Source organism: Sphingomonas sp. LR60, from assembly GCF_036855935.1.
Lineage (GTDB): Bacteria > Pseudomonadota > Alphaproteobacteria > Sphingomonadales > Sphingomonadaceae > Sphingomonas.
Genome location: NZ_JASPFK010000001.1, coordinates 1,120,937 through 1,133,010, shown reverse-complemented (window position 1 = coordinate 1,133,010; position 12,074 = coordinate 1,120,937). Strand labels below are relative to the sequence as shown.

10 protein-coding genes and 1 pseudogene are annotated in these 12,074 nt (G+C 53.5%); 7 read left to right on the top strand and 4 right to left on the bottom strand.

The window, feature by feature from the left end:
• Window positions 1-279: 279 nt before the first annotated feature.
• Window positions 280-1,803, bottom strand: a complete 1,524-nt coding sequence (locus QP166_RS05165; RefSeq protein ID WP_333914945.1) for an AAA family ATPase — start codon at window positions 1,801-1,803, stop codon at window positions 280-282.
• A gap of 353 nt (window positions 1,804-2,156) precedes the next feature.
• On the opposite strand from QP166_RS05165, the gene QP166_RS05160 reads away from it, so the two are divergent.
• From QP166_RS05160 to QP166_RS05145, 4 genes are all read left to right on the top strand, one after another.
• Window positions 2,157-2,699 (top strand): recombinase family protein, encoded by a 543-nt coding sequence (locus tag QP166_RS05160; RefSeq protein WP_333914944.1) that lies wholly within the window; start codon window positions 2,157-2,159, stop codon window positions 2,697-2,699.
• 268 nt (window positions 2,700-2,967) lie between these two features.
• Window positions 2,968-3,330: a hypothetical protein gene (locus tag QP166_RS05155; RefSeq protein WP_333914943.1), complete on the top strand. Its 363-nt coding sequence runs from the start codon at window positions 2,968-2,970 to the stop codon at window positions 3,328-3,330.
• 43 nt (window positions 3,331-3,373) lie between these two features.
• On the top strand, window positions 3,374-3,580 hold the full coding sequence (locus QP166_RS05150; protein ID WP_333914942.1) for a hypothetical protein: 207 nt from the start codon (window positions 3,374-3,376) through the stop codon (window positions 3,578-3,580).
• A 53-nt stretch (window positions 3,581-3,633) separates the two neighbouring features.
• Complete coding sequence (locus tag QP166_RS05145; protein WP_333914941.1) at window positions 3,634-3,864, top strand: DUF6771 family protein; 231 nt, start codon at window positions 3,634-3,636, stop codon at window positions 3,862-3,864.
• On the opposite strand, the gene QP166_RS05140 is transcribed toward QP166_RS05145, so the two are convergent.
• The 3 genes from QP166_RS05140 to QP166_RS05130 all read right to left on the bottom strand — a co-directional run bounded on the left by QP166_RS05140 (window position 3,861) and on the right by QP166_RS05130 (window position 8,685).
• Window positions 3,861-4,472 (bottom strand): hypothetical protein, encoded by a 612-nt coding sequence (locus QP166_RS05140; RefSeq protein WP_333914940.1) that lies wholly within the window; start codon window positions 4,470-4,472, stop codon window positions 3,861-3,863. The genes QP166_RS05145 and QP166_RS05140 overlap by 4 nt on opposite strands.
• Before the next feature lie 617 nt (window positions 4,473-5,089).
• The gene (locus QP166_RS05135) at window positions 5,090-6,484 is read right to left on the bottom strand and encodes a hypothetical protein (protein ID WP_333914939.1); all 1,395 of its coding nucleotides are present in this window, start codon (window positions 6,482-6,484) and stop codon (window positions 5,090-5,092) included.
• 461 nt (window positions 6,485-6,945) lie between these two features.
• A complete protein-coding gene (locus tag QP166_RS05130) occupies window positions 6,946-8,685 on the bottom strand; it encodes a DUF6538 domain-containing protein (protein WP_333914938.1) in 1,740 nt (579 codons plus the stop codon).
• Window positions 8,686-9,026: 341 nt separating this feature from the next.
• Here QP166_RS05130 and QP166_RS05125 point away from each other — a divergent pair.
• The 3 genes and pseudogenes from QP166_RS05125 to QP166_RS05115 all read left to right on the top strand — a co-directional run bounded on the left by QP166_RS05125 (window position 9,027) and on the right by QP166_RS05115 (window position 11,857).
• Window positions 9,027-9,805 (top strand): annotated as a pseudogene (locus QP166_RS05125) (IS5 family transposase).
• A 58-nt stretch (window positions 9,806-9,863) separates the two neighbouring features.
• Window positions 9,864-10,586 carry a hypothetical protein gene (locus QP166_RS05120; RefSeq protein WP_333914937.1) on the top strand — a complete coding sequence of 241 codons (723 nt, stop codon included), beginning with the start codon at window positions 9,864-9,866 and terminating at the stop codon, window positions 10,584-10,586.
• Between the two features lie 143 nt (window positions 10,587-10,729).
• The gene (locus tag QP166_RS05115) at window positions 10,730-11,857 is read left to right on the top strand and encodes a helix-turn-helix domain-containing protein (protein WP_333914936.1); all 1,128 of its coding nucleotides are present in this window, start codon (window positions 10,730-10,732) and stop codon (window positions 11,855-11,857) included.
• Window positions 11,858-12,074 lie beyond the last annotated feature (217 nt).

Below are 12,074 nucleotides of genomic sequence, written 5' to 3'. Positions count from 1 at the left end.
GCTACTTAGGCAAAAGAAGCGGGGGCGGGTAGCGACAAACGCACCTACCCGCGTTTTCACCGACTTTCCCGGACCGATTACATAGGAACTACACTGGCCTAGAGAATCAGTCGGCACCGAAGCTTTATTGGGCACAAACGTGTTGAAGCCGCTCGTTCAAAATAAGCGACGATGTGAAACGCCATTTGCTGAACCATAAGCAATGACGCGTCGCGTCCAAGCGAAAATAGCTATCATCGAGATTGATTGGACTTTGGCCTAAACGCTCGGTTCCATTTATCAGGATAGCACTGGCAGGTAGTTGTACATAGCCTCTTTCATTTTATTCCCATGAGAGCTTCCAGTTGCAATCTGATGTAATATAGTATTTTTGTATAAAGAAACTGTGGGATATCCCGCTTCAGCAGCTATTCTTTTGAGAATAGACGTATTCTTGATTGGCAAAAGCGATAATGCTGCAAATGGGTTACCGGCAATCAGACGATCTATATCGGCTGAAACGGCATCGAACGTTGCCCCTGCATCTACAGCATCAACTTTAAATACTCCATTCTTTAATCCAGCAACAGATAGCTTTGTCGCAGACACCTGGCGATTTACAATCCACAATGTTCGCCGCGCAATGAAGTTTGCTCGCTCATGCATAAAGAGGGCGGGAAGCGCCGCTGTTATTCTGCTCATAACGGCCTGGGGATCAGAGCCGCCCGAAAGACTTGAGAAAACGTCCGCTGCTACCTCTATAACCTCTTTAAGGCAAAAAACATTTTCGATCGTCGGAACTAGAAGAGCGTGAATACCATCTGCTTGAAGCGCCGCGACTTCCTGCTGATTTCTGCCGTCAAGATCGATAATACCGCGTGACTCAAGCCAAGTGAACTGACCGTTTGATGCAACGGCGCGAACATTTGAAATTACAGTATCTGCCCCGCCTTTCGGGGCGATACTCCATTGTGGGTATAACAGCGTGTATAGCGCTAGATCATCAGATGATGCAGTACCCTCAACAAACAGTAGCTTCTTTCTTGACCCCGCAATGGACGCCTTCACATCATCCGGCAATCCATCCTGGCCTGTCATCAAGTGAGCGTCAAAGTTGCGCTCGTCATTAGGACCGACAACTTGTGAACTTCTTACATGCAGTATTTGATCCGGCTTAAGTGCCTCAATCAGGCTAAGCGCGTGGGTTGTAAAAACATAAGCCAGGTCGAGCCGCGCACGAACGGCAGCAGCAATCAAAGGACCGGCAATTGCACCGTGCAGATGCTTTTCAGGTTCATCGATGACAACCGTATGGTTGATCGGTTGCACGATAATCGCGGCCACCAGGAGAAGTGCCGCTCGCTCTCCGTCTGAAAGTCGATCAATGGCATAGGTCGATCCGCCATCCCGAGTCGCGCGCAGTTGTCCAGCTTCAATGGTAAAAGTTACTGGTAAATCCACTGACTTAAAGATTGAATTTAGGACCGATAAAGGCCCCTTTTCTGATCCAATAGGTGCATAGCTTTGTGCGCTCTCTGCAATATCCCACACATATTGAAATTCGTCATTTGTAAGCCGCTTTAAGACACTTTTTAGGTGATCCTCCGACCAGGCCGACCTAAACCGATTTGAAACCTGACCTTGATCGTAAAGGTTAGCATGAAGTTGGTCGATCGGCTGGCCCAAAAAGTCAAAATGATCGCTGCTAAAATAAATTTGCCGATGCCCTGGAAAAAATTCTGCCAGCCCTTGCGGTAGACTTTTGTAAATCAAGTGAGCGAAGGCAGATTTGCCGGCGCCGTTTGGGCCGATGACTAAGGACACCTTCCCGCTAGAGACAGGCAGCGCGATTGGAGCGCTAGAGCTTGGGACACTGAATATACGGCTAGTATGTAATGCCGCCTGGCGTTGAACCTCAACGATTGGGATTGTCATAGTCAGCCTTAATCGACGTGTCGCAATCACACGCTAACGATAACATAATCGATGACAAGGGCGACTAAGAGCGCATGTGGGTATGCCCATGCGGGACAGACGGTGTGAGTTCTGCGCCCCGCTGGCGTATACCCATCAGAGACAGCGGTGTGAGACGCGGGCGGCGTCTCAATAGGGTTGACTCCGTTTAAACGGGACGTATGACTCGCATTATCTAGACTCTATTGAGACGGAGCGTGGTCATGCTGGTAGGTTACGCAAGGGTGTCGTCGGCGGGGCAATCGCTCGACGTTCAGTTCGACGCCCTCAAAGCTGCCGGGTGCGAAAAGCTATTTGCGGAAAAAGAGAGCGGCACCAGCACCGACAACCGCAAGGCGCTCGCCGATGCGTTGGATTTCATCCGGGAGGGTGACACGCTCCTAGTCAGCCGTATTGACCGTCTGGCGCGATCCGTCGGCGATTTGGAAACGATCGTCGCGACCATCAAGCGCAAGGGCGCATACCTGAAAGCCATCGAGCAGCCTATCGACACGTCGTCACCGGCGGGCGTCGCGTTCCTGCAAATGCTTGGCGTCTTCGCGCAGTTTGAAACCGCCATTCGCAAGGAGCGTCAGGCGGAAGGAATCGCCAAGGCAAAGGCAGATGGGCGCTACAAGGGCCGCAAGCCTACGGTAGATGCGGGAGCGGTGCGGGCGCTCAAAGCGGAAGGCGTCCGCCCGGTCGATATTGCCACTAAGCTCGGCATTGCTCGCGCTAGCGTTTACCGGGCGCTCGGCGCGGCCTGAACTAACTGCCCGGTAGCAGCGCATTCCCGTTTAATCCATCACCGCCATGCAGGTCCGCAAATTCGGGCTGTGGGGCGTGGAATCCCCTTCGAAGCGTAGCTCGGTCGAGTTTCTCGGCCGGGTAACCGCTGCGTATGTCCAAGGCTTGCGCCCAAAGGTGGCGGTGCTCCGGGCTACGCACGGGGATTCCAATACCCGGCTCGCTGCCGGGGATGCCTCCAAGCAAAGGAGGGCATCACTTATGCTAAAAGCGCTAATCGCCTGCGGCATGGCTACGGCGCTGGCATGTTCGGCGTCTGTCAGTGCTGCCGCCAAAGGTCGTGCAGATAAGGTCGAAGCAAAAGATTTGCTATATTTCGCCTTCGATGGCCTAACAACTTACGCATCAGCATCAGGCGCGCTTTACGTGAATGAAGCTCGTTGTCATACTGGCAACGAGCGCGTTATCCGCGCGCAAGTTCGTGATAACCTGCGAGGTTATATAACTACAGAAAAGATCGAAGCGTTCCTAAATCGGACCTTGGACAATCGCGTTCGGCGCATGAGCGCCGATCCTTACAACGAGCCATGCAATCGTACCGACCTGCTCGAATATAGGCACATGGTGCCGTTTTTAAAAGCCGGTCGATGAAGGCGTTCCATGAGGCGGGATTCGTTCCTGATAATGATTCGTAATGAGGAAGGTGCTAGCAGGTCGCGCTTTCCTTTTTATTGCTGCCGTATCCGCCACCTTTGTATCCATACCTTTAGGCCTATGGGCGTATGAACGTTATCAGACGCAGCAGCTACTAAACAACAACGTTGCAAGGGCGGCAGATGATTATGCCGATGCTGTGCGCAACCTTAACGACCAGCTTGAACGCTTCCAGAAGCAGAAATAATCGAGGTTGGTAGGGACGCGCGGCCAAAAGGCTTTCGTCACTATAGAATCGATTTGGCGGAGCACGCGAGATCAAAAGGGGAGCAAAGGGGCATAGAATCGCCATCGCCCCTTGCTCTCGCCGCTGCCGTTCTCACCGCGCCCGGTTGGGTCCGGGTGGGCATAGCCGCCCCTAGTGAACGCGTAGGGGAGGAAGCCGCCATGGTCCTTGCTGCCCGGATCGGGGATAGCTTGGATGCGCCGGTCGTGATTGTGCCAGACGGGCAGACGACGTTGCCGCTTTAGTGAAGCTCCTGCCTGTGCTCGATAATGCCGCGCTCTTGATATCGGGAATAAGGATCAGAGCCAACATTCCACCCAATTGGCATATTCGCTGTTAAAGACCGTCCATTTTGATAGCCATCGAGAAGAGCATCCTCTTCTCTCGTTATCAACGCTCGCTTAAAGTTAGCGATCAAGAACTGATGCAAACTATTTCGATCCCACGTCTCGCGCGCTGCGAAAAGGGTATTTACAATGTACGCGAAGGGGACGGAATGTTCAACAATCAGACGGTCGTGTGGATCACGCTGCTCGATTTTGTTTTTGCAGACGCGGCGGGAAAGCGCCTTTTGCGCTCCGACCGAAATCCAATCCAGATAAAGAAGTCTGTTTCCGAGCGATTTATCTATATTCCCGCAGCCACATGCACACGGATTGTTTAGAGTCCGCTGCGACAAATTTCCATTCTTCCGGCCGCCGATAAAAGGCTCCCCCTTATTGAAGCTCCACCACGGATCGAGAAAGTCGCGGAGATTCGCTCCCCGATCGTTGACTCGGAGAATTAGAAGAACGTGATCTAGGTAGCTTGTTGCCAACTCGTCACAACGCAACTGAAACTCATCGTCGTTCATCACCTGAATCCTTGAATGAGCTATTGATCGTCGTCAGACATGAATTGATCTGATATAACTAGGTAGGGTGACCACCAAGCAATATAGATTGATTGATCATCAGCCTTCGGTCCCTTCTTGTATACGGACGGCTTGTACCTCATATCAATGACCCCGTAATTGTCATGATCTACCAAGGCATTGAAGAGATACTCTTCAACCGCACGAATATCGTCTTGGCTGTACCCCCAATCAAGAATGACAAATCCATCTAGCTTTCCGGGACCATTCTCATGATTTTCCGCCCAACGCTTGTAGCTCTGACGGCGAGCCGATGGGTTGGTTGTGATGCCGACTACAAATTGCGTAACTTGGGGGAGGCTACGATTGCCCGACAGGTACTCGCTAGGCGTTCGTAATGGGCTTCTGTTTTCATGACCCCTCCTTGATCCGGCCTTCGCCATAGCGGGCCAACTGCGACCCTTTGCGGCAATATGCTCTATTTTGCCCGCAGAGCCTCGTACAGCGCAAATTGGAACAGGCAGGTGGTGAACATGCGAAGTCTTAGCGACAGCGCTCCCCGGCCTTACCTGTCCATTCACAAATTTTACTTGAAATTATCTGTTGTGTGAGCTTAGTCATTTTGCCTCTATCGTTGGCGTTAGACCAATTAGCTCTTCAAATTTCTGTTTTAGAACCTGAATAGCTAGCTCTCTTGCCGATACCGGCACAATGATGGAGTCATGAACCGGGAGTGCGGCAATACCGTACTTGAAAGCTAGCTCGCTGATAGTAGCGATTATTACCTCGCTCTCCAAATATTGAAGGTCGCCCCATCGAATATGGCTATCCTTCCAACCTTTTAGGATAGTCAAGTTGTCTAGCGTTGCCTCCTTAACGTCGTTGAATGAAAAGGCCGTTAAGGCTAATCCATCCGGATTATACGATGACACGCTCTTCTTTCTGAATGTGTCTATTGCATCCTTAGTCCAATCCTTATGGAAGCGATCATAGCCAAGCGTCATTGTTACGAACGTCTTGATAACCGCCCGGTCGTATCCTTCAATACCGTAGGGATCGGTGCGGCCTGGTAGCGGCACCTTCATCATGGCGTGTAGGATCGTCAGGTGGCTTGCCTTGATATCCAACTCCACCGTGGTTTCACCGTTGATGCGGATACCTGCTCGGCTAATCGGTTCTCCCTCCCTCGGCTTGCCGGGTAGCTGTTGGTAATTGTCGAACCCAACCGAGTAGAGCCTTCCGCCCTGATCCCAATCGAAGTCGGGTCGATCACCGTTGGCAAACATGCGCACGAAACCGTAGTGCTTATTCGGTTCGATCACCTGCTTGGCAAAAAACGCGTTTAGGTCGTTGACCTGTGCGGCGATGGCGGTCGCCTTCGTATCACCGGGCCGAATGGGCATCGGCTGCGGATCGCGTGTGAATGTCCGGGCGCTCTTCAACGTGACGGGCTGCGGTATGGAAGCTGGCCGTGGCATGAAGCCAAAGTGCAAACCCCTGTTTGCTGGCGTGATCCCATAGGCCGCTGCTAATTTCAGTAGCTTGGCTGTCGGCCAGAAGCGTGTCGCCTCGGCCTTGGCGTTTGGACCGGTATGCTCCTTGAACCCCTTGACTCTCACGATGAGATTCAGGGCCAACATGCCATTGACCACCGAGACGAACGGCTTCTGTCCTACCTCCTCGCCGGTGAAGGCCTTTTGGCTGACGCTATGATAGCCGTAATCAATCTCGTCGCTAGAAGCGATATCGAGCAAGTCAGATACGAATGCTCCCAAAGCCTTCATGAATGGTTTGCTTGGTTTATAAACCTTGAAGGTTCTTGCTGCGACCTTTTTAGATAGATCGTCTAGAAGACGAATAGCTACATCACTTACTGCTTGGCTTATAAGCCTTAGGTGTCGACCCCTCTGACTATTCACATCAAAGGTATAAAACTTATTATAGAAGAAATAGAACGAAAGAGAGAGGGGGAAGGAGGGAAAAAGGGAAGGCATATAGGGAAACCATTTCATGGATAATTGCGGAATGGTAGCCTATGTGTCCGGTTTAGAACTGGACCGAAAGACCCTGTTATTTAGTAATATTAAGATATATTTAGTGACTACCGCATTTAAGCGCCAGATAAGTGGCTGATATTTACTAGAATCCGCGCTATTTAAATGCGGCTTGTTGTATCCCTTTGATTTACTGGTGACGATTGATTACGCTGACACTCGTCCAAAATGATCGTTGAAGCCTTTTACGCGCGCGAAACCGCAATCCTCACCAACGCCATATGGAGGGCCTAGGAGGGGCAGGATGGGGGCAAGCGACTAGCACCACCACAATTCCGCCTTCACACTCCGACGCGCTCCTACAGGCCAGAAATGGGCGCTCCGATGGCTGGGATGCCAATCATCGCCGAGCGTAAGGTTATGCCGTCCAAAGGAACGGTTACAATGGCACGCCCAACGCCCCACAGAATTTGCCTACGTCATATTGGCGACGTAGGCAGCATCAGTCCTTTATAGAAGCAGGACTTTACCTTTGGGTAGGTTTCCTCGATGCTAAGCGCGCCGATGTAACGAGCATCCAATTCGTCTTGCGCATGTCCAACAATATCATTGGCTATCGGCAACGAAATATTATGGCCCGCAACGAGCATCGCCTTGAACGCTCCACGTAGCGAGTGAAAGCTTACTTCACGGCGAGCATTTGGCGAAAGAACATGCTTTAGCGTAGTCGGTATTACCTGCCTATTGAATGCCCTGATAATGGATGCGTTCGACCACGCCGGATCGTCACTTTCCGCACTCCCTTTTCGTTTGCTGGCCGTCCAATCGGGAAATAGCCGATCATGCCCCCTGCCCCGAATAGACATCACGTATTCGCGGAAACCAAGATCGAAGAGCGCGTCAAGGATCGGGACGCATCGCCGCTTATTGTTTTTGATCGTGCGATATCGATTTGGCTGAATGACGATATGGGGATGCAAATCGTCAAGCCGTACCTCACTTACGAGAAGCCCGCCAAGTTCAGCCGCACGGCAACCCGTAAACAGGGCAACGATAGGCACCCAAAATCTACGGTCGTTCAGGCGATAATTACCTTTCGAATATACGTCACTTGCTGACGCGCACCCCGAAAACCACGGATGCTTGAATACCTCATTCAGTTCAGACGTTTGTAACCGCCGCTTATCTGGCATGATCACTTTGTCAACGGCAGGAAGATGGGCACTTAGCTTTACATCAGCGAGATGATTTTCACCGACATATTCTCCACGATCCCGCAAGTAGCTGATGACCGCTCCTAGCATTCTAATGCGTTTGCTGATGCTACCATGCGACAGCTTTCTAACGATGCTGCCGTCGGATTTGCCACCCACGGTCAACTTGCCAAGTGCCGTTACAAATTTGAACGCGTCTTCACGAACAATAGCGGCAATAGATTTCCGACCGACCACTTCCTCGAATTGCCTAAGCGCTAACTGAACTTCGCTAATTCCCTTAACAGACAGCTTCTTACCCTTTATGTATGTCTCCACGCCTTCACGTAGCGTCAGCACATTCAGCGTTTTTGGGGAGGCTACAGGCGATGGCAGGGTGGGCCCTATCGCTCCCTGCGCCAGCGCAGAAACGCGCTTATAGCCCTGTTCCAGCCCCGCGCGAATGGCACCGATGATTGCCCCTCGCTCGTCACTTCCCGGCGGTGCGTGATACCCCTGCTCGGCAATTAGTTTGTCCGCTTCATCTACCGGCGTCGTAGCAAAGGCATTTGGGTTGGACACTCGCGAGCGAATAGCAGCGCCGATCTGCTCGCCGTATACCTCTAACTCATATTGCAAGCGCTCCAATTCCTCCGCTGACGCGGGACAGACACCCGCGCGTCGGTGCAGGTTTTCGAAAGGATCAGACGTGACCGAGGCGTAGCGATCAGTGATCGCTGCAAGGTCGTCATTTGTCACAGTTCGTTTCGGGGCTGCTCGCGCCACCAAGGTTAAAGATAGCACGGGCGGCGGACAAGCAACCAACGATTCAAACTCGCGATCAACGGCCTGATACGCGGCGAGCGCTTCGGCGCGATCCTTTGTTCGAAGTGAACGACGGAATAGCTCACGACCGCCGAAGCGCTCTTGGAAGCGACGATCGTCTCTACGAACGGCAAGGGGCACGCGCCGCTCATATTGGAACACCCCGTCGCGATCACGAATGTATGGCAGGGTAGCAGTCATTTTCCTCCGAAGCACGAATCTCACACCAATGTCTCGCAGTGATCCGACCTAACGCGAGGAAAAACAACGCTTCCTTGTTTTTCTTAGTCTTATTCTTAGTCGTTGATTGCTCCCGTAGGGGTCACCAGCCTTTTCAATGGCTTGGCTTTGCGGTCAGCAAAATAGTCAAATAACGGTCGAATATTTGTTCGCAGAACGTGGCGAACCACGACGAACGGATAGTGACAAAAAATATGTAGCTGGCGCACTGTCGCGAAGTGGACGAGCAGACCCCTGCGCTGGCGTCAGGGTCAATTGATGTGAGCATCACAATCTTTTTCAGGCTCCGAGAGGAGACTGGAATGAGCGACCTGCTTTGGCTGACGGCTGAGCGAATCGAGCGGCTGTGACCGTTCTTTCCGAAGAGCCACGGCCCGCCTTAGGTGGTTGACTAGCGGGTGCTGAGCGGCATCGTCTGCGTCAAAAGTAACGGGCTGCTCTGGCGAGCTGCGCTCAGCGCTTATGGTCCTCACAAGACGCTGTACAGCCGGTGGAAGCGCCGGGGCGAGCAAGGCGTGTTCACGCGCATAATGGAGGGTTGGCTGCAGTCGATGCCGAGCCCGACACCGTCATGATCAACGCGACATACCTCAAGGCGCACCGCATGGCCTCGGGCCTGCCGGTTAAATCGGAAATCTCGGCCGCCTGATCGGCCGAATGAAAGGCGGCATGCACACCGAGCTCCACGCCGTCGGGGACGCAAACGGCCGAGCCTTGAGCTTCTTCATGATCGTCAGAAAAGTCAGCAATTACACCGGCGCGGCCACATCTCTCGACGATCTGCCCAAGGCGCCATGGCTGCTCGGCGACCGCGGTTATGACGCCGACTAATGCAAGAATGCCTTGCCGGCCAAGGGCATCCAGCCATGCATCCTAGGTCGGAGATCTCGGCTTGAGCCCATCAAATACGGCAAACGCCGCTACAGGCGCCGTAGCCGTATCGAGATCATGATCGGTCTCCCAAGCCAGTCCAGAGCTTGCCGAAGGGGACTGGCGGCAGGTCGCCACTTATTACGACCGCTGCCCTAGCGCCTTCTTCTCCGCCATTGGCCTAACTGCCGCAGTCATCTTCCGGTTGTGACTAACGAGCCTTGACCCTACCACTAGCTTTACCTCTCACAAATCGAAGGACGTTCACTGTGGAAGAAGATGCAAGTCGTGAAGATCAAAATGAGACTACTGGTATTGCGATGACCGCAACCCAAGGCGCTCAGAGCAGCATAACTGAGGACCCAGATTGGATAAAAGCATCTGAGGTCCGCCGGACGCTCATGAGAAGCCACCACAATCCGGCAGATATCGAAAACATGCTTGCACTTTATCTGCGACATGGCGACCTCCGAGCCAAAGCTTCAGCTATGTGGAAGTCCGACGAACGTTTCACCGGAGATGCCTGGAAGAAGAAGCCAGATTTGGTTGATAGCGGGCCTGTTCCGCAACGTTATTGGAGGATGGAAAAAGCCATCTCCGAGGATCGCCAGCAGTGGCGCGTCTCAGTTAGTCGCTTTCTCGCCACAACGCGGCTTAAGCCACGCCGTCGTTTCATGATGGAAGGTGTTCGCTTCTATCTTCCTGACCTCAAAAGGCTTCAACCTCAGATATTTGGTCCCAGTGAGACGAAGCCCAAGCGTGGACGTCCGGAGGACGGATCAAAGCGCGATGCGGCTTGGCTGTACGTGATGGCGATCATTCTTGAGCGTACCTCTGGGAAGGTTGAGCTGGAGGGCAGCATTGAGTGGCTCAAAAGGGAAGCAGAGGCTCTCGTAGCCGATCGTGAGCATGGAGAAACGTCCCCGTACATGATCAGAGCTGCAGCTCCTCAGGCCTACAAGCTTTTGGAAAGAATGAAAAAATTAGTCTGACGCAAATTCGCGCAAAAGATGCGTCAATTCGGTCATCTTCGCCCTGCAGCATTTAACAAACTTATGCTGCGGGCCTTTCTCGCAATCAGCGTCCAGATGCGTCGTCCTCCGCTGGCTTCGCCACGGATAACTGGAGGATTGAGATGAAATCTGAAGTATCTGGACTCACCCCGAAGGCCCTGTCGATTGGTGAAGCTCACAGGATAATGGGCGTCGGCAAAACCACCCTCTACGCGCTCCTGTCGCGGAATGAGCTCGACACCATCCGGATTGGGCGCCGTCGCCTGATCCTCGCATCGAGCATCGACGCTTTCATCCAGCGCTCCACCACACGTGGGGGTGCTGAGATGGGCTACAGCTCGCGCAAGGCAAACCCGCAACTCGACGACAACAACAAGGTCACTAAGCGCAAGCGCAACGCGCCGATCCTTCAACGGATCTTCAGCGGGCGTCCCAAGGAGCAGGAAATCGTTTCGAACCTCAGGGGCATGAGCGAGCCCATTCTGACCTACGCCGCGACCGGGGCAGTACGGACAGAGCTCGAGTTCGTTGAGGAGGTCGCTGCCCGCTTGCAGGCGCTGAATGAGATCAATCCGCTCAAGAAGATCGGAGTGATGCTCACGTGCGCGCAAGAATGCGACGCATCTGCCCGCCGCTTGGTTTTGGACATGTCAAAAGCGCGCAAGCCGGCTAATAGCTTTAAAAAGCGCCAGCCTCATTCGATCAGCCGAGCTGTGACGACGTTGGCGTTGCCTATCGCAGAAGACGAAGCTTTCGCGGTGGCGTGCAGCGTTGTGTCGTTATTTGTGGAGTTCGTGAACGCAGCCACCAGCTACCCCGGCACTCGCACCCGCGCGCAGCAACCCTCATCGATTCCGTCGCACCGTCCCGAGCTGCCGACTGAAGTCTGTGAAAACCCCACAGCGGCGGACATTCGCGCCATGGTTGAGAAGTTCGTCCGAGCGCCCAAGACCCTGCAGCGTAACGCGAATGAGAAAGCGTTGGCGATTGGCAAAGAGCGCTGGCGCGCCAGCCGGCGTCAGCGCGCCCTTGTTGAGTTTCAGCTCGGTGTGCTGACGCCTGTGCAGAAGGTCTATTCCGCCGCGGGACTGAGCGAGGCGATCCTGCGGCAAGCACTCGCACCATCCATCGTGCGCGCGTCTAACGCAAAGCAGCGTCGTGGCTGGCTGGATCGTGCCGACGTGATCCACCTTCTTTGGGAGCACGCACTCGAAACCCATGGTGCGCCGCCACCGCTCGTGAAGCTGTAAAACCCATTGCGCCGTCTCCCTTTCGGAGACGGCGCACCACCCCAAAAGAATCAAATGCAGCGAAGCCACGCACACAAAGTGCGTGGCTTTTCGCGTCATATTCAAGGCACAGCAGCTATGACTTACACTCAGTGTATAGCCCCCACCCCGCCCCACACCATCTACCTACCCCGCCAGCACCCTCAACTCGCTCATCTGGCCCACCCCTTTTTCCGGC